14 protein-coding genes are annotated in these 17,396 nt (G+C 72.2%); 7 read left to right on the forward strand and 7 right to left on the reverse strand.

The genetic code is table 11. The features are described 5' to 3' along the window. Positions 1–103: 103 nt before the first annotated feature. The gene (locus ACZ4TO_RS36525; protein ID WP_468026440.1) at positions 104–1,102 is read left to right on the forward strand and encodes a glycoside hydrolase family 6 protein; all 999 of its coding nucleotides are present in this window, start codon (positions 104–106) and stop codon (positions 1,100–1,102) included. A 40-nt stretch (positions 1,103–1,142) separates the two neighbouring features. Here the strand turns inward: ACZ4TO_RS36525 and glxA are convergent, their stop codons facing one another. From glxA to ACZ4TO_RS36545, 4 genes are all read right to left on the reverse strand, one after another. Beyond that, positions 1,143–3,098, reverse strand: coding sequence for a radical copper oxidase GlxA (gene glxA / locus ACZ4TO_RS36530; protein WP_468026441.1), 1,956 nt, complete (start codon positions 3,096–3,098; stop codon positions 1,143–1,145). Between the two features lie 3 nt (positions 3,099–3,101). Then, positions 3,102–4,877 (reverse strand): glycosyltransferase family 2 protein, encoded by a 1,776-nt coding sequence (locus tag ACZ4TO_RS36535; RefSeq protein ID WP_468026542.1) that lies wholly within the window; start codon positions 4,875–4,877, stop codon positions 3,102–3,104. Positions 4,878–5,196: 319 nt separating this feature from the next. Continuing rightward, complete coding sequence (locus ACZ4TO_RS36540; RefSeq protein ID WP_382787309.1) at positions 5,197–5,490, reverse strand: MTH1187 family thiamine-binding protein; 294 nt, start codon at positions 5,488–5,490, stop codon at positions 5,197–5,199. Then, positions 5,487–5,831, reverse strand: a complete 345-nt coding sequence (locus tag ACZ4TO_RS36545) for a DUF3817 domain-containing protein (RefSeq protein ID WP_382787311.1) — start codon at positions 5,829–5,831, stop codon at positions 5,487–5,489. Before ACZ4TO_RS36545 ends, ACZ4TO_RS36540 begins: the two co-directional genes overlap by 4 nt. 247 nt (positions 5,832–6,078) lie before the next feature. On the opposite strand from ACZ4TO_RS36545, the gene ACZ4TO_RS36550 reads away from it, so the two are divergent. From ACZ4TO_RS36550 to ACZ4TO_RS36565, 4 genes are all read left to right on the forward strand, one after another. Continuing rightward, the gene (locus ACZ4TO_RS36550; protein WP_468026543.1) at positions 6,079–6,711 is read left to right on the forward strand and encodes an AIM24 family protein; all 633 of its coding nucleotides are present in this window, start codon (positions 6,079–6,081) and stop codon (positions 6,709–6,711) included. 1 nt (position 6,712) lies between these two features. After that, the gene (locus ACZ4TO_RS36555; protein ID WP_382787313.1) at positions 6,713–7,363 is read left to right on the forward strand and encodes an AIM24 family protein; all 651 of its coding nucleotides are present in this window, start codon (positions 6,713–6,715) and stop codon (positions 7,361–7,363) included. Further along, positions 7,360–8,160 carry an AIM24 family protein gene (locus ACZ4TO_RS36560; protein WP_382787315.1) on the forward strand — a complete coding sequence of 267 codons (801 nt, stop codon included), beginning with the start codon at positions 7,360–7,362 and terminating at the stop codon, positions 8,158–8,160. Before ACZ4TO_RS36555 ends, ACZ4TO_RS36560 begins: the two co-directional genes overlap by 4 nt. 104 nt (positions 8,161–8,264) lie before the next feature. Then, entirely contained in the window at positions 8,265–8,741 is a 477-nt protein-coding gene (locus ACZ4TO_RS36565; RefSeq protein WP_103550943.1) for a MarR family winged helix-turn-helix transcriptional regulator, read from the forward strand. A 40-nt stretch (positions 8,742–8,781) separates the two neighbouring features. Here the strand turns inward: ACZ4TO_RS36565 and ACZ4TO_RS36570 are convergent, their stop codons facing one another. From ACZ4TO_RS36570 to ACZ4TO_RS36580, 3 genes are all read right to left on the reverse strand, one after another. Next, positions 8,782–10,074 (reverse strand): MFS transporter, encoded by a 1,293-nt coding sequence (locus tag ACZ4TO_RS36570; RefSeq protein WP_468026442.1) that lies wholly within the window; start codon positions 10,072–10,074, stop codon positions 8,782–8,784. Between the two features lie 365 nt (positions 10,075–10,439). Further along, positions 10,440–11,396 (reverse strand): methylmalonyl Co-A mutase-associated GTPase MeaB, encoded by a 957-nt coding sequence (gene meaB / locus ACZ4TO_RS36575; protein WP_382788032.1) that lies wholly within the window; start codon positions 11,394–11,396, stop codon positions 10,440–10,442. Between the two features lie 40 nt (positions 11,397–11,436). Beyond that, positions 11,437–12,639, reverse strand: coding sequence for an acetyl-CoA C-acetyltransferase (locus tag ACZ4TO_RS36580; RefSeq protein WP_355760401.1), 1,203 nt, complete (start codon positions 12,637–12,639; stop codon positions 11,437–11,439). Positions 12,640–12,786: 147 nt separating this feature from the next. On the opposite strand from ACZ4TO_RS36580, the gene mce reads away from it, so the two are divergent. Further along, a complete protein-coding gene (gene mce / locus ACZ4TO_RS36585; protein ID WP_382787320.1) occupies positions 12,787–13,227 on the forward strand; it encodes a methylmalonyl-CoA epimerase in 441 nt (146 codons plus the stop codon). Between the two features lie 241 nt (positions 13,228–13,468). Beyond that, on the forward strand, positions 13,469–17,311 hold the full coding sequence (gene scy / locus ACZ4TO_RS36590; RefSeq protein ID WP_382787323.1) for a polarized growth protein Scy: 3,843 nt from the start codon (positions 13,469–13,471) through the stop codon (positions 17,309–17,311). The last annotated feature ends 85 nt before the right edge of the window (positions 17,312–17,396 follow it).

Genomic DNA, 17,396 nt, shown 5'->3' on the forward strand with positions numbered 1-17,396 from the left:
CCGGGTGCCCGGCCCGCCCACCGCGCGACGCGGCCTCCCCCGTCGCCATGGCCCGCTGTGCCACGATTGATGACCGTACGTCACCTTCGCGCAAGGGAGCGGCATGCCCCGGCTGATCCACGCCCTCGCGGTCCTCGCGGCGCTCGCGCTCACGGCGGGCTGCACGTCCGCGCCCGAGGCCGGCCGGGCCCCGGTCACCGGCGGCGCCTCGAAGCGGTCGGGCCCCGCCGCCGGCTCGCCCTTCTGGGTCGACCCGCGGGGCCCGGCGGCGCGGCAGATCGAGCTGTGGCGCCGGCAGGGCCGGGCCGGGGACGCCGCGCTGCTGAGGCGGATCGCGGACGAGCCCGTCGCCCTGTGGCCGGCGGGCGAGCTCGACCCGGGTCCGGCGGTCCGGTCGGCGATCGCGTCCGCGGACCGGGAGGGGCGGACGGCGGTCTTCGTGGCGTACGACATCCCGCACCGGGACTGCGGCCAGCACTCGGCGGGCGGGGCGGCGGACGCGGACGCCTACCGCCGGTGGATCGGCAGGTTCGCCGACGCCCTCGGTGACGGCCGGGCCCTGGTGGTCCTGGAGCCGGACGCGATCGCCCACATCGTGGACGGCTGTACGCCCGCCGAGTACCACGACGAGCGCGAGCGGCTGCTCGGCGAGGCGGTCGTCCGGCTGAAGGGCCGGCCGCGCACCAAGGTGTACCTGGACGCCGGGAACCCGTCCTGGATCCCCGACGCGGAGCGGCTGGTCGGACCCCTGGAACGCGCGGGCGTCGCGCACGCCGACGGTTTCGCGCTCAACGTGTCCAACTTCCAGACGGACAAGGTCAGCAGGGAGTACGGCGTCCGTCTCTCGGCACGGCTGGGCGGCAAGCACTTCGTGGTCGACACCAGCCGCAACGGCAACGGCCCGCTGGAGGGGGTGTGGTGCAACCCGCCGGGCCGGGCCCTGGGCACCCGGCCGACCACGGCCACCGGCGAGCCCGTCCTCGACGCCTACCTGTGGATCAAGCGGCCCGGCGAGTCGGACGGGGAGTGCGGGGGCGGACCGCCGGCCGGCCGGTGGTGGCCGGAGTACGCCCTGGAGCTGGCGCGCGGCTCGACCGGCTGAGGGCCGCGGCGGTCCCGCGCAGGACACCCCGCGCCCGGCGTCACCTGACGTGGATCCACTTCGCCTCGGACGGTGTGCCCCGCGCGTCCGTCACGAAGAGCATGTACCAGCCCGGCGGCACCAGCGCCGGATCCCTCGGCACCTCGACGGTGACCGAGCCCGCGGTCTTCGTCAGCCCCAGCTCGACGGACCGCTGTTCGACGTCCGTGGTGTGGGTGACGGCGCTCGGCCGCATCAGCCGTGCCTTGACGACCCGTTCGGGGTGGCCGGTGGCGAAGGTCGCCCGGTGGTTCGCGTCGAGTTCCTCGGGGCCCGCCCCGAGCACCGGGCGGGCGGCGCCGTCGCGGTGCAGGGCGGGTGGGGTGAAGACCTCCATGCGCTGTTCGAAGTGGCCCAGTTTGGTGTTCTTCCGGTCGTCGAAGAGCGGGTCCGAGCCGAAGGTGGCGACCCGGCCGTCGGGCAGGAGCAGCGCCTCGGAGTGGTAGTTGCGGCCCACGCGCGGGGACGCGGCCTCGGTGAAGGTGTTGGTGCGGGGATCGTAGAACTGCGCCTTGAGGATGTTGCTGGCGCCGCGGCCGCGGTAGTCGCGGGAGCCGTTGGTGGTGAAGACGGTGTCGTCCGGCATGATCACGCTGTTCAGATAGCGGGTGCCCTGGGGCAGGTCGGGCCCGGCCTCGAAGACCGGGCTGTCCTTCTTGAGGTCGACGACGGCGGTGCGGGCGGTGGACTTCCGGGACTCGCCGACGCCTCCGCCGCCGAGGATCATCACCTTCTGGTCCTGGGCGGGCGGGAGCAGGACCGACGAGGAGGTCTCGGTCCGGTCGGCGTCCCGCAGGCCGGGCACCTTCTGGAAGGTGTTGGTCCGCGGGTCCCACAGGCCCGGCTCGCGGCCCTGGTCGGCGGGCCCGTACCCGGCGTTGGAGGCCGGGTAGAAGAGCTTGCCGCCCTTGGTGAGGAAGAGGGCCGGATAGGTGGGGAAGTAGCGGTGGGGGCCGGGTCCCCACTTCTTCGTCACCGGGTCGTAGATCTCGGTGTCGCCGGGGTCGATGACCCCGACGTCGTCGAGGCCGGAGACGGCGAGGACCCGTCCGTCGTCGAGCCCCACGAGGGTCGGGTACCAGCGGGCCTTGTCCATCGGGTCGACGGGGACGTACCGCTCGGCCTTCGGGTCGAACTCGTAGGCGGCCCTGATGCCCTGGAAGTCCTGCTTCTCCAGGGTGATCTTCTCCGAGAGGCCGTACGTGTTGTACGCGTCCTCGCCGCGCAGGCCGACGATCTCGTACTGGGCCTGCCGGTCGGTGACGGACCCCGGTCCCCTCTCCTCGGCCTCGACGAAGACGCGGGCCTCCCCGGCGGTCACCTCCGTCCTCCAGGGCTGCATGGCGCCCTTGCGGTCGTAGGTGATGATCTGGTTCCGCCGGGCCCTCGGGACCGTCACGTCGACCCTGCTGACGTAGTCGACACCGGCGGGTGAGCGGAAGACCGTGCCCTTCTTGAGGACGATCGTCTTGTCGGGGTTCTCGTTCTTCACGCGCATGCCGCCGGCGGCCCGTACGACCTCGCCGTCCAGCTTCTCGTAGCGGGCGGTGCCGCCGGCCACGAGCAGCCTGCCGTCGGGGAGCTGGGCGTGTCCGGAGCAGAAGAAGTCGTCCGGCGTGGGGATCTTCTTGAAGGTGTCCGTCCTCGGATCCCACAGGACGGTGTCGAAGGTCCCCTGGTCGAACTTCTTCTGCTCGTTGCCCGACCCGGCGACGATGAGCACCTTCCCGGTGTGCAGGAGGGCCGCGTGGATCGCGTTGGTGCGGTAGCGGGCGGGGATGTCGACACCGCTCCAGGAGCCGTACTTCGCCTGGTAGGCGGGGCGGGAGATCTCGTACTCGTGGTACTTCTCACCGGCGAAGCCGAGCGCGGCCGGGGCGTTGAGTGCCGCGAGGACGGCGATGCCGGTGATGCCGAGCAGCGTCTTCCTGGTCTTCTTCGAGGGCCGGTGGGCCATGGCCTAGGTGCCTCCTGTCGGGGAGCCGGTGACCGTGACGGGCGTGGCCGCCACCGATTCGCGGCTGTCGGGAACGCGGACCGAGGTGGGCGCCGGGGGCCGGGTGCGGCGTTCCCCGGCACGGGTGCGGATCCAGACCGCGACCGGTGCCAGCGCGATGCCCATGGCCAGCAGCGCCCAGGTCCGCATGGCCGGGTGGGTGTGGCCGAGGACGGCGGAGGCGCCGAGCGAGACGGCCAGCAGCGCGGCCCAGCCGAGATGGACACGGAAGGTCCCGAGCCGGTCGGGGCTCGCGTCGTGGCCCTTCGGGGTGACGACGAAGCGGCTGGGGCGGCGGACGACCGCCTCGCCGAGCGCCTTCAGGTAGACGGGGGCCGACAGGGCCGACATCGCCATGCCGGCCAGGCCGCCGGATCCCTCGGGCTCGTGCGGCGAGACGTTGTGCCGCCGGTTCCACAGGTACAGGCAGATCTGGAGGGCGGCGGCGTCGCCGTACAGCATCAGCCACAGGGACGCGCTGACCTGTGTCCCGGACGCCCCGAACCACAGGAAGAGGAAGCAGCTCAGCATGCCCAGGAGCCAGTTGACGGCCGTCATCGGGTAGTAGAGGAGCATCAGCGTGTACGAGAGGAGCCGGCCGGGGGGCATGGTGAACAGCGCCTTCCCGTACTGCTTGGCCAGCGTCTCGTAGGTGCCGCGGGACCAGCGCGTCTGCTGGGTGAAGAAGTCGGTCCAGGTGGAGGGGCCCTCGCCGACGGCGAGCACGTCCGGGGTGTAGACGGACCGCCAGTGCCGGCCGGTGCGGGGGTTGCGGTGCCGGTGCACCTCGAACCCGGTGGCCATGTCCTCGGTGATGGAGTCGTACAGCCCGCCGATCTGCCGGAGCGCGGCGATCCGGACGACGTTGTTGGTGCCGACGAACATGGGTGAGCCGTAGCGGTTCCCGGCGCGCTGGATGAGGGCGTGGAAGAGGAACTGCTGGGACTCGGCGGCCTTGGTGACGGGGTTGTCGTAGTTCCCGTACACCTGGGGGCCGACGACGAACGCGACGTCGGGGTCCCGGAAGTAGCCCATCATGCGGTCGAGGAATCCGGGCAGCGGGACGTGGTCGGTGTCGACGGAGGCGAAGAAATCGTAGGCGTGCCCGTACAGGTCGAGCCACGCGTTGTAGTTGCCGTGCTTGGTACGGGCCTTGTGGCGGCCCTCGGGGCGGTTCCACTCGGGCACGCCGAACCGGGTGAAGTGCCGGACGCCGAGCTCGGCGCAGAGGGCTCTGGCCTGGTCGTCGTCGCCCTCGTCGAGCAGCCAGACGTCGAGGGGACCGGTGTGGGTGAGCGCGGCCGCGGCCTCGAGGGTGGCCCGGACCGTGGCGAGGGGTTCCTTTCCCGGGACGTAGGTGGTGAGGAAGGCGACCCGGGTCCCGTGCGCGGGACGGACGGGCACGGGGTCGCGGGCGACCATCGTCGCGTGCGCGATGCTCAGGACGTTGACGACCATGAAGAGTTCGATCAGGCCGATCGCGACGAGCATCGTGGTGTCGAGGGCGGTCATCCAGGGCGTGCCGCCCTGGCGTCCCGCCCAGTGGGTGGGCCACACGAGGTAGACGAGGAGCGCGCCGGTGAGCACCGGGGCGAGGGTCATCAGGACGATGGCGCCTATTCGGTGCGGCTCGCGCGCCAGGAGCTTGGTGTACCGCACCCGGTAGCCGGTGCCGGACGGCTCGGTCAGGGGTCCGGCGAGACGGCTGTGGGTGTCGTAGTCGTAGCCCGCGGGCCGCACATCGCCCTCCCGTGGTTCGACGCGTCCGGTGATCGTGATCGCTGGTACCCACACATAAGTGGAGTTTTCGCGACACGTCGAGCGGGGCGGGGCCGAAGGGGTGCGGCGGCGGGCGGGCGGGTGGTCTTTCGTCGCCGGACGGCCCTCCGGCCCCGGCGGGGGAACCACCCGTCCGCGCGGGGCGGGTGACGCGGGAGCGGTCCGGACATGCGAGAACCCCGGTCCTGGGGACCGGGGTTCTCGCCGCGGGGCCGCGCCGGGCGCTCTCCCGCAATGCCGACATACCGTCATGTGGTCATGCGGTCATGGCGTCATGACGTCATGCCGACAGATGCCGCTCCACCGTCTCCACCTTGGAGGTGAGGCCGTCCGTCACGCCGGGGCGGATGTCCGCCTTGAGGACGAGCGAGACGCGGGGCGCGCGTGCCTCGACGGCGGCGACGGCGCGCTTGACGACGGCCATCACCTCGTCCCACTCGCCCTCGACCGAGGTGAACATCGCGTCGGTGCGGTTGGGCAGGCCCGACTCGCGGACCACACGGACGGCGTCGGCGACGTACTCCCCCACGTCCTCGCCGACGCCGAGCGGCGTCACGGAGAAGGCGACGATCATGCCTTCACGGCTCCTTCGCCGAAGGAACGGGAGGCGACGACCGCGTCCTCGGCCTCGCGCTTGAGCTTGCGCTCGGCGAAGAAGCCGCCGGTGGGCAGGACGGAGAGGACGAAGTAGAGGACGCCGGTACGGGCGCTCCACCGGGCGCGGTTCCAGGCGTCCGCCCAGAAGATCACGTACAGGACGAAGAGGACGCCGTGGACCGCGCCCATGACGGGGACGGCGTTGAAGTCCGTGGTCCGCTTCAGCACCGAGCAGACGAGCAGCAGCAGGAAGGAAACGGCTTCGGGGGCCGAGACCAGGCGGAGCCGGCGGAGTGCGGTGGCGGTCTTTATGTCCACGGGTCACCTTCGGTGGGATTCGCTGTCGGGGGAACGCCCGGCTTGTGAACGCAAGCACAAGCGTCCCGGCCATTGTGGCATCCGGCGCGCGCGATCCCGGGTCCGGGGGCCTCGACGACACGGGCGACACCGGACGGCCCGGGACCGGCAGCGGAGGCGGCGCACCCCTAGGGGGCGGATCAGGGACGGGATCCACCCGGGGGCTCTGTCGGTGCTCCGGCCGTGCGGCTACCTTCACTGCGTGGCGATGTTTCGACTTCAGGGCAGCAAGGTGCTGGCCGTCGACATGACCGGGGACGCCGTGAAGGCGAAGAACGGCTCCATGGTCGCGTACGACGGCCAGATGGCCTTCAAGAAGCTCAGCGGGGGCGGTGAGGGACTCCGGGGGATGGTGACCCGGCGCCTCACCGGCGAGCAGATGACGGTGATGGAGGTGAAGGGGCACGGCACCTGCTGGTTCGCGGACCGGGCCTCGGAGATCAATCTGGTGGCCCTTCAGGGGGACAAGCTGTACGTGGAGTCGAGCAATCTGCTCGCCACGAACGCCGGTCTGCGCACGGGCACGACGTTCACGGGGCTGCGCGGCGCCTCGCAGGGCAACGGTCTGTTCACGACCACCGTCGAGGGCCACGGCCAGGCGGCGATCATGTCGGACGGGCCCGCGGTGGTCCTGCGGGTCAGCGCGCAGTACCCGCTGACGGTCGACCCGGGGGCCTACATCGCGCACCAGGGCAACGTGCGGCAGTCGCTGCAGTCCGGTGTGACGTTCCGCACGTTCCTCGGGGAGGGCGGCGGCGAGGCGTTCCAGATGCGCTTCGAGGGCGACGGTCTGGTCTACGTCCAGCCCAGTGAGCGCAACACGATCGCGGGGGATGTGTGAGATGGCGTTCCGCGAGGTGAACTCGAAGATGGTCGAGGCGACGGTCGTGCCGGGGCAGCGGCTGTTCAGTCAGCGCGGCGCGATGCTCGCGTACAAGGGCGAGGTGTCGTTCACCCCGAACATCCAGGGCGGGCAGGGCGGGGTGATGTCGATGATCGGCCGCCGCCTGGCCAACGAGGCGACCCCCCTGATGACCGTGGAGGGTTCGGGCACGGTGCTCTTCGGGCACGGCGGCCACCACGTGCACGTGATCAGCCTCACGGGTGACACGTTGTACGTGGAGGCGGACCGGCTGCTGGCGTTCGACGGGACGCTCCAGCAGGGCACGATGTTCCTGGGCTCGCAGGGCGGCGTCATGGGCATGGTGCGGGGTCAGGTGACCGGGCAGGGGCTCTTCACGACCACGCTCAAGGGGCACGGGGCCGTCGCCGTCATGGCGCACGGCGGCGTCTTCGAGGTCCCGATCACTCCGCAGCGCGCGGTGCACGTCGACCCGCAGGCGTACGTGGCCCACCACGGCGACGTGCGCAACAAGCTGTCCACGGCGCTGGGCTGGCGCGACATGGTGGGACGCGGTTCGGGCGAGGCGTTCCAGCTCGAGCTGAGCGGCAGCGGTTCGGTGTACGTCCAGGCCTCGGAGGAGAAGCTGTGAGCGGGTACGGAGCCCCCGGCGGTCCGGTGATCCATGATCCGATGTCGCTGCCGGTCGACGACAACGTCAACAACTACACCTTCTGCGTGGAGCTCAAAGGGAGCGAGTGGTTCCTGCAGAAGGGCAAGATGATCGCCTACTACGGATCGATGGAGTTCAACGGCATCGGACACGGTCGACTTGACCGTCTTGTCCGTACGTCGTTCCATTCGCCACTGCACGCGAGCGACTGGGTCGTGGCCCAGGGTTCGGGCAAGATGCTGCTCGCCGACCGGGCCTTCGACGTGAATTCGTACGATCTCGACGACGGCAACCTGACCATTCGCTCCGGCAACTTGCTCGCTTTTCAGCCAAGTCTCGCGCTCAAGCAGTCGATCGTGCCGGGCTTTCTGACACTGATCGGAACCGGCAAGTTCGTGGCCGCGTCCAACGGTCCGGTGGTGTTCATGGAACCCCCGATCCGGGTGGACCCGCAGGCCCTCGTGGGCTGGGCCGACTGCCCCTCCCCGTGCCACCACTACGACCACGGGTACATGACAGGCGTGATGGGCGGTCTACGTGCGATGACGGGCCTCGGAGGGGCCTCCGGCGAGGAGCATCAGTTCGAGTTCGTGGGCGCGGGCACGGTGCTGCTCCAGTCCACCGAGATCCTGATGGCGGAGCAGGCCACGGGGGCGGTCCCGCACCAGGCGGGAGTGCCCGGCGCGGGAGGGGCGCCCGGTCAGCACGGGCAGCAGGCGGGGGCACCGCGCCTTCCCGGACAGCTCGGGGACCTCCAGCGTCGCTTCGGGCTGTGAGCGGTAGTCTGCGGAGTGTGACGTCGAACGCACATCGAACACGTGCGCACGGTCACACAACCCCTCACTAGTTCGCATTTCAACATTTTAGGTAGACTTCATTCATGGAGACCGAGACGGCCACGCGCTGGCTGACCGATGCGGAGCAGTGCGCCTGGCGCACCCACCTGGAGGTCAACAGGCTGTTGACGTACCAGCTTGAGAGGGACCTTCAGCCGTTCGGGCTGACGATGAACGACTACGAGATCCTGGTGAACCTCTCCGAGTCGGAGGGCGTCCGCATGCGGATGAGCGATCTGGCGTCCGCCACCCTCCAGTCCAAGAGCCGGCTCTCGCACCAGATCACGCGCATGGAGAACGCGGACCTGGTGCGCCGGGAGAACTGCGAGTCCGACCGCCGGGGGCTGTACGCGGTCCTCACCGAGCACGGCATGGAGACCATGAAGAAGGTCTCCCCGCATCATGTGGCGTCCGTGCGACGGCACTTCATCGACCTGCTGTCACCCGAGGCGCTCGAGGACCTGCACAAGTCGCTGCGTCCGATCGCCGAACACCTGCTGGGGCAGCGCGGCAAGCCGTAGGACCGGGCACGTCGTCGTGGCCCGGTCCCGACGGCGGTCCTCAGCCGGACAGTCGCGCGCCGTCCGTCACCTCGGGCCGCGCACCGTCGCCCGCACGGTTCCCCGCGTCCGCACCCGGACGCGGGGTCCGTGCGTTCCGCACGCAGCTCAGGGCCGCCGCCATCGCGGCCGCGCCCGAGACCGCGAAGCACAGCCCCAGCGGCAACCGGCCCACCAGCAGGCCCGCACCTGCGGTGCCCACCGAACCGCCCGCGTTCACCGCGGTGTTGACCCAGGCGCCGGCCTGGGTGCGAAAGCCCGGCGGAGCGGCCGCGTCGGCCATCAGGTACGAGGTCGTCAGGGCCGGGGCGACGAAGAAGCCGGCGCAGGCGACGGCCACCGCCAGCGCCCCGAGGCTCTGGGCGAGCCCCGCCCCGAGCAGCGCGAGGCCGAGGGCGCCGGCCAGCAGCGGCAGCCGTACGCCGGGGGCCGCGCGCCAGTCGACCGCGCCGTTCAGCAGCCCGCCCAGGGCGCTGCCCAGCGACAGTGCGGCGAGCACCCAGGCCACCACGCCCCCGCCGTGATGGTGGCGCTCGGCGAAGGCCATGACCAGGAGGTCGACCGCGCCTAGGGAGAGGCCGACGCCGGCGGCCACGACGACGGGCCGGGCCAGGGCCCGCCCCAGGGCCCGGCCGCCTCGCCCGCCGGGCCCCCGCCCGTGTTCCGTGCGCGCCGCGGGCGGACGGACGCCCGCCACGAGCGGGGACAGGACGAACGCCAGGGTTCCCGACCACACCAGCAGGGCGCTGAGCGCGACGGCGGCGGCGGGCGGTGCCGTCTGGACGACCGCGCCGACGACCAGGGGGCCGGAGACGAAGAGGATCTCCTCGACGACGCCGTCCAGGCTGTAGGCGCGCTGCAACAGCCGTTCGTCCTGGATCACTTCGCCCCACACGGCGCGCATCGTGGGGCCGAGCGGCGGGGTCCAGGCACCCGCGGCGACCGCGAGCACGCCGATCGCCGGGACGGGGGCGCCGGGGCGCCAGGCGGTGAGCGCGAAGGCCGTGAGCAGGCCCGCGTAGAGCGAGGCCATGGGGATCAGGGCACGGCGGGCGCCGTACCGGTCGATCAAGGCCGCCCGTGCGGGCGACAGGAAGACGCTCGCCGCGCCGAACAGCGCCATGACCGTGCCGGCCACGGCGTACGAACCGGTGGCGCGGGTCGTGGTGAGCATCATGGCCAGGGAGACGACGCCGTACGAGAGACGGCCGGTCATGGCCGCCGCGAAGGTGCGGCGGGCGTGGGGCATGCGGAAGAGCGCGGCGTAGGACGGCCGCGTGGGTGACGCAGACATGGGTGGAGTTCCTCAACACCGAGGCGGGACAGGGTCGCCGGAGTGCCGCGACGCCACGGCCACGGTGCCGTGTCCACGTCGCGGGCCTGAGCGGCGCCTACGCCAAGAGAAGGAACATGCCCTCAACGTAACAGCGCCCACGACAAGCCGGCCAGGCCTTTTCGCTCGCGCTCCCCCGGCGCGCCGTCTCCCGGGGCATCCCCGGTCTACCGCGTCGAGTCGCCCCGCGAGGGGGCGTGCCGTCCGGTGGGTGCACTCGGTCGTGTGCGGCGCACCGCTTCGCGCCTCAGCGCGCCGGGGCGCGTCTCCCGGCCCGGGAGCGGGAGGACGCACCCGCGCCCGAAGCGGTACCCACCCGGTAGGGGTCAGGCTTCCTTCAGGCCCTCGATCAGGGAGTCCGCCGCCGCGTACGGGTCGAGTTCGCCGGCGACGATGCGCTCCGCGAGGGCGCTCAGGCGGCGGTCGCCGTGGAGGTCGCCGATGCGGCGGCGCAGCGCGGTGACCGCGATCGTCTCGACCTCCTGGGACGCCCGCGCGCGCCGGCGCTCGGCCAGGACCCCGCGCTCCTCCATCCACGCCCGGTGCTTCTCCAGGGCCTCGACGACCTCGTCGATGCCCTCGCCGCGCGCGGCGACCGTCTTGACGATCGGCGGCCGCCAGTCCCCCGGCCCCCGGGACTCGCCGAGGCTGAGCATGTGGTTGAGCTCGCGGGCGGTGGCGTCGGCCCCGTCGCGGTCGGCCTTGTTGACGACGTACACGTCGCCGATCTCCAGGATTCCCGCCTTGGCGGCCTGGATGCCGTCGCCCATGCCGGGGGCGAGGAGGACGACGGAGGTGTCGGCCTGGGAGGCGATCTCCACCTCCGACTGGCCGACGCCCACCGTCTCGACCAGGATCACGTCGCATCCCGCCGCGTCCAGGACGCGGATCGCCTGGGGGGCCGCCCAGGCCAGCCCGCCCAGGTGGCCGCGGGTGGCCATCGAGCGGATGTAGACGCCCGGGTCCGAGGCGTGGTCGGACATCCGGACGCGGTCGCCGAGCAGCGCCCCGCCGGAGAACGGCGAGGACGGGTCGACGGCGAGGACGCCGACCCGCTTGCCCTGCCGCCGGTAGGCCGACACCAGCGCCGACGTCGAGGTCGACTTGCCGACACCGGGCGAGCCGGTGAGGCCCACCACGTACGCGTTGCCGGCCAGGGGGGCCAGCGCGGCCATGACCTCACGGAGCTGCGGTGCCGCTCCCTCCACGAGGGAGATCAGCCGGGCCACCGCCCGCGGCCGTCCTTCCCTGGCCTGGGTCACCAGCGAGGAGACGTCCTGCATCACAGCTCCGTTCACGAGAGGTCGGTGGGTCGAACGCGGGTCAGGCCTTGGCCACCCGCACGATCAGGGCGTCGCCCTGACCGCCGCCGCCGCACAGGGCGGCCGCGCCGACGCCGCCGCCGCGCCGCTTCAGTTCGAGGGCCAGGTGCAGCACCAGGCGGGCGCCGGACATGCCGATCGGGTGACCGAGGGCGATGGCGCCGCCGTTGACGTTCACCTTTTCCGTGGACACGCCGAGGTCCTTCATTGACTGGACCGCGACCGCCGCGAACGCCTCGTTGATCTCGATCAGGTCGAGGTCCTCGACCTCCAGGCCCTCCTTCTTGAGGGCGTGCAGGATCGCGTTCGAGGGCTGCGACTGGAGCGAGTTGTCCGGGCCGGCCACGTTGCCGTGGGCGCCGATCTCCGCGATCCACTCCAGGCCGAGCTCCAGCGCCTTGGCCTTGCTCATCACGACCACGGCGGCCGCGCCGTCCGAGATCTGCGAGGCGCTGCCGGCGGTGATGGTGCCGTCCTTGGCGAAGGCGGGACGCAGCTTGCCGAGCGACTCGGCGGTCGTCTCGGCGCGGATGCCCTCGTCCTTGCTGAAGACGACCGGCTCGCCCTTGCGCTGCGGGATCTCGATCGGTGTGATCTCCGCCTCGAAGAGGCCGTTCTTCTGGGCGGCGGCCGCGCGCTGGTGGGACAGGGCGGCGATCTCGTCCTGCACCGGACGCTGGATGCCGAGACGGGTGTTGTGCTTCTCCGTCGACTCGCCCATGGCGATGTTCTCGAAGGCGTCCGTCAGACCGTCGTAGGCCATGGCGTCGAGCATCTCGATGGCGCCGTACTTGAAGCCCTCGCGGGACTTCGGGAGCAGGTGCGGGGCGTTCGTCATGGACTCCTGGCCGCCGGCGACCACGATGTCGAACTCGCCGGCGCGGATGAGCTGGTCCGCCAGGGCGATGGCGTCCAGGCCGGAGAGGCACACCTTGTTGATGGTGAGGGCCGGGACGTTCATGGGGATGCCCGCCTTGACGGCGGCCTGGCGCGCCGGGATCTGCCCTGCCCCGGCCTGGAGCACCTGGCCCATGATCACGTACTGCACCTGGTCGCCGCCGATGCCGGCGCGGTCGAGGGCCGCCTTGATCGCGAAGCCGCCGAGGTCGGCCCCGGAGAAGGACTTCAGCGAGCCCAGCAGTCGTCCCATGGGCGTTCGGGCGCCCGCGACGATCACCGAGGTGTTGCTGTTCGTTCCAGACATGAGGTGCGATCCCCTTACCGGCTGCACAGCCGAGGAGTGAACGAGGGTTTACTGAGAATGTACTGAGCGGTAGGCCACCCGTCATCCGGCCCGCAGTGTGATCGCGCGCACGTTGCGTAACCACGCCGGGAGCGCTGCACTGACTCCATGCTGACGCGAATCGACCACATCGGGATCGCCTGTTTCGACCTCGACAAGACTGTCGAGTTCTACCGTGCGACGTACGGCTTCGAAGTCTTCCACTCCGAGGTCAACGAAGAGCAGGGCGTGCGGGAGGCCATGCTCAAGATCAACGAGACGTCCGACGGCGGCGCCTCCTACCTCCAGCTCCTGGAACCCACCCGCGAGGACTCGGCCGTGGGCAAGTGGCTGGCCAAGAACGGCGAGGGCGTGCACCACATCGCCTTCGGCACCGCGGATGTCGACGGTGACGCCGCCGACATCCGCTCCAAGGGCGTCCGGGTGCTCTACGACCAGCCCCGGACCGGGTCCATGGGGTCCCGGATCACGTTCCTGCACCCCAAGGATTGCCACGGCGTACTGACAGAACTGGTCACTTCGGCGGCGGTTGAGTCACCTGAGCACTGACCTCCGTATATCTGGGCCGGTAGGGTTGGGCTCGGCCGTCGCCTTTCGCGGGGGACGGCCGTGGTCCTGGCGCCTTGCGGTGATCGGGACCAAGGGCCGGGGTCCAGGTTTCGGGGGGCGAGCGTCGGGGCAGCAGCCCTTGCTCCGCCGTTGATCTGACACCATTCCCCGGGGGCCCCGTTCGGCGGAAGAACGGTGCTCGTTCGGAATTACATGACCAGGGGACGGATGGGACCGCGCAGTGCGGGGCTACGAACGCCAGGAGCGAGAGCCGGCGGCTGACGTCGACCACCTCTCTCGGTTCGAGGCCGAGATGGAACGGCTGAAGACCGAGCGGGAGAAGGCCGTCCAGCACGCCGAGGACCGCGGCTATCAGGTCGAGGTGCTGCGCGCCAAGCTGCACGAGGCGCGCCGCAGTCTGGCGACCCGTCCTGCCTACGACGGGGCCGACATCGGCTATCAGGCCGAGCAGATGCTCCGCAATGCCCAGATGCAGGCCGACCAGCTCCGCGTGGACGCCGAGCGCGAGATCAGCCAGGCCCGGGCGCAGACCCAGCGTCTCCTCCAGGAGCACGCCGAGCACTCCGCCCGGCTCCAGGCCGAGCTGCACCAGGAGGCCGTCACCCGGCGTCAGCAGCTCGACCAGGAGCTGGCGGAACGCCGCCAGACCGTCGAGTCGCACGTCAACGAGAACGTGGCGTGGGCCGAGCAGCTCCGCGCCCGCTCCGAGTCCCAGGCCCGCCGGCTGCTGGACGAGTCGCGCGCCGAGGCCGAGCAGGCGCTCGCCGCCGCCCGCGCGGAGGCCGAGCGGGTGACCGCCGAGGCGCGTCAGCGGCTCACCACCGACGCCGAGGCCGCCCGTGCGGAGGCCGAGGCGCTGCTGCGCCGTGCCCGCACGGACGCCGAGCGGCTGCTGAACGCCGCCTCGACGCAGGCCCAGGAGGCCACCGACCACGCCGAGCAGCTCCGCAGCAGCACGGCGAGCGAGTCGGACAACGCCCGCCGTCAGGCCGGCGAGCTGAGCCGCGCCGCCGAGCAGCGGATGAGCGCCGCGGAGACGGCGCTGCGCGAGGCGCAGGCCGAGGCGGACAAGGTCCTGACCGAGGCCAAGGAAGCCGCCGCGAAGACGATCGCGAACGCCGAGTCGGTCAACGAACAGCGCACCCGGACCGCGAAGGAGCAGGTCGCCCGGCTGGTCAGCGAGGCCAGCCAGGAGGCCGAGACCACCAAGTCCGAGGCCGAGCAGATCGTCGCGGACGCCCGCAGCAAGGCCGAGACGATCGTCGCGGAGGCCGAGGAGAGCGCCCGCAGCCTCACCGCCGAGGAGACCGCCTCCCAGCTCGCCAAGGCGGCCCGTACCGCCGAGGACGTGCTGAACAAGGCGTCCGAGGAGGCCAAGCGGACCACGAAGGCGGCCTCCGAGGAGGCCGAGCGGATCCGCACCGAGGCGGAGACCGAGGCCGACCGGCTGCGCGCCGAGGCGCACGACATCGCCGAGCAGCTCAAGGGCACGGCGAAGGACGACACCAAGGAGTACCGCGCCAAGACCGTCGAGCTCCAGGAGGAGGCGCGGCGGCTGCGCGGCGACGCGGAGCAGCTTCGTTCGGACGCGGTCGCCGAGGGCGAGCGCATCCGCGCCGAGGCCCGGCGCGAGGCCGTCCAGCAGATCGAGGAGGGCGCCCGGACCGCCGAGGAACTGCTCGGCAAGGCGAAGGCGGACGCGGACGAGCTGCGCCAGGCCGCCACGGCGGACAGCGAGAAGGTCCGCACCGAGGCCATCGAGCGCGCCACGACGCTGCGCCGGCAGGCCGAGGAGACGCTGGAGCGGACCCGCGCGGAGGCCGACCGGCACCGTGCGGAGGCCGAGGAGCGGGCCGAGGCGATCGCGGCCGACGCGGAGCGGGCCGCCGAGCGGCAGCGCGAGGAGACCGAGCGGGCCATAGAGGCCCGTCAGGCCGAGGCCGCCGAGGGGCTGGCCCGGCAGCACACGGAGGCCGAGGAGCGTCTGGCCGCCGCCGAGCAGGCGCTGACCGACGCGCGCGCGGAGGCCGAGCGGATCCGCCGCGAGGCCTCCGAGGAGATCGACCGGCTGCGTTCGGAGTCCGCCGAGCGGATCCGTACGCTCCAGGCCCAGGCCGAGGCGGAGGCCGACCGGCGGCGCGACGAGGCCGCTGCGGACGCGTCGGCGTCCCGTGCCGAGGGCGAGGCCATCGCCGTACGGCTGCGTTCGGAGGCCGCCGCGGAGGCCGAGCGGCTCAAGTCGGAGGCCCAGGACAGCGCCGACCGGGTGCGGAGCGAGGCGCAGGCCGCCGCCGAGCGTCTGGCGGCCGAGGGTGCCGAGACGCTGGCCGCCGCCCAGGAGGAGGCCGCCCGGCGCCGCCGCGAGGCCGAGGAGACCCTCGGTTCGGCGCGCCAGGAGGCCGACCAGGAGCGCGAGCGGGCCCGCGAGCAGAGCGAGGAACTGCTGGCGTCCGCGCGCAAGCGGGTCGAGGAGGCCCAGGCCGAGGCCGTACGGCTGGTCGAGGAGGCCGACCGGCGCGCGACCGAGATGGTCTCCAGCGCCGAGCAGACCGCGCAGCAGGTGCGGGACTCGGTGGCGGGGCTGCACGAGCAGGCCCAGGAGGAGATCACCGGGCTGCGGTCGGCCGCCGAGCACGCGGCGGACCGTACGCGCACCGAGGCGCAGGAGGAGGCGGACCGGGTCCGCGCCGACGCCTACGCCGAGCGCGAGCGGGCCGGCGAGGACGCGGCGCGGATGCGGCGCGAGGCCAACGAGGAGCGGGAGGCCGCGAGCGCGCTGGCCGAGCGCACGGTCGCCGAGGCGATCGAGGAGGCGGAGCGGATGCGCTCGGACGCCTCCGACCACGCCCAGCGGGTGCGCACCGAGGTGTCGGACGCCATCGCGAACGCCGACCAGGACGCCGCGCGCACCCGTGCCGACGCCCGGGAGGACGCGAACCGGATGCGTTCGGACGCGGCCGCTCAGGTGGACACGCTCATCACGGAGGCGACGGCGGAGGCCGAGCGGCTCGGGATCGAGACCGCGGCCGAGGCGGAGCGGGTACGCGCCGAGTCCGTGGCCAAGGCCGAGAAGCTCATCTCGGACGCGACCGGCGACGCGGAGCGGCTGCGCGCCGAGGCCGCCGAGGCGGTCGGTTCCGCCCAGCAGCACTCCGAGCGGATCCGTACCGAGGCCGAGCGGTTCAAGGCGCGGGCGACGGAGGAGGCCGAACGGCGTACGGCGGCGGCCCGCGAGGAGTCCGAGCGGCTGCTGGACGAGGCGCGCCAGGAGGCCAACAAGAAGCGTTCCGAGGCTGCCGAGCAGGTCGACACGCTCATCTCCGAGACGGCGTCCGAGGCGGACAAGCTGCTCTCGGAGGCGCAGCAGAGCGCGCAGAAGACGACGGCGGACGCCGAGTCGCAGGCCGACACGATGGTCGGTGTGGCGCGTGGCGAGGCCGAGCGGCTGGTCTCCGAGGCCACCGTCGAGGGCAACACGCTCGTGGAGCGGGCCCGCGCGGACGCGGACGAGCTGCTGGTCGGGGCGCGCCGGGACGCCACGGCGATCCGGGAGCGCGCCGAGGAGCTGCGCGACCGTGTCACGTCCGAGATCGAGGACCTGCACGAGCGGGCCCGCCGTGAGTCGTCCGAGGCGATGAAGAACGCGGGCGACCGGTGCGACGCGCTGATCAAGGCCGCCGAGGACCAGCTCGCGGAGGCCGAGGCGAAGGCCAAGGACCTGGTGGCGGAGGCGAACTCCGAGGCGAGCAAGGTCCGGATCGCCGCCGTGCGCAAGGCCGAGGGTCTGCTCAAGGAGGCCGAGCAGAAGAAGTCCTCGCTCGTCACCGAGGCGGAGAAGATCAGGTCGGAGGCCATTCAGGAGGCGAAGGCCGCCGTCGAGGAGGGCAAGCGCGACCTGGAGGTCCTGGTCCGCCGGCGTGAGGACATCAACACGGAGATCTCCCGTGTCCAGGACGTCCTTGAGGCGTTGGAGTCTTTCGAGGTCCCTGGGGCCGGCAAGGACGGCGGGGTGAAGGCGGCCGCCGGGGCGGCGCGTTCGGGTGGCAAGGCGTCGGAGAGCTAGGGCCCGGCGGACGGGCCCCGGGGCCCGTCGCGGGTCGGGCGGCGTCCCTCCGGGCGCGTCCGCCGGGTACACCCCGGCGGGAAGC

The organism is Streptomyces sp. NPDC028298 (assembly GCF_055565895.1).

What these genes read in the sequence shown, in the direction of transcription:
- ACZ4TO_RS36525 (WP_468026440.1), top strand. Translation starts at nt 104, where the DNA reads ATGCCCCGGCTGATCCACGCCCTCGCGGTCCTCGCGGCGCTCGCGCTC.
- glxA (WP_468026441.1), bottom strand. Translation starts at nt 3,098, where the DNA reads ATGGCCCACCGGCCCTCGAAGAAGACCAGGAAGACGCTGCTCGGCATC.
- ACZ4TO_RS36540 (WP_382787309.1), bottom strand. Translation starts at nt 5,490, where the DNA reads ATGATCGTCGCCTTCTCCGTGACGCCGCTCGGCGTCGGCGAGGACGTG.
- ACZ4TO_RS36550 (WP_468026543.1), top strand. Translation starts at nt 6,079, where the DNA reads ATGTTTCGACTTCAGGGCAGCAAGGTGCTGGCCGTCGACATGACCGGG.
- ACZ4TO_RS36555 (WP_382787313.1), top strand. Translation starts at nt 6,713, where the DNA reads ATGGCGTTCCGCGAGGTGAACTCGAAGATGGTCGAGGCGACGGTCGTG.
- ACZ4TO_RS36565 (WP_103550943.1), top strand. Translation starts at nt 8,265, where the DNA reads ATGGAGACCGAGACGGCCACGCGCTGGCTGACCGATGCGGAGCAGTGC.
- ACZ4TO_RS36570 (WP_468026442.1), bottom strand. Translation starts at nt 10,074, where the DNA reads ATGTCTGCGTCACCCACGCGGCCGTCCTACGCCGCGCTCTTCCGCATG.
- meaB (WP_382788032.1), bottom strand. Translation starts at nt 11,396, where the DNA reads ATGCAGGACGTCTCCTCGCTGGTGACCCAGGCCAGGGAAGGACGGCCG.
- ACZ4TO_RS36580 (WP_355760401.1), bottom strand. Translation starts at nt 12,639, where the DNA reads ATGTCTGGAACGAACAGCAACACCTCGGTGATCGTCGCGGGCGCCCGA.
- mce (WP_382787320.1), top strand. Translation starts at nt 12,787, where the DNA reads ATGCTGACGCGAATCGACCACATCGGGATCGCCTGTTTCGACCTCGAC.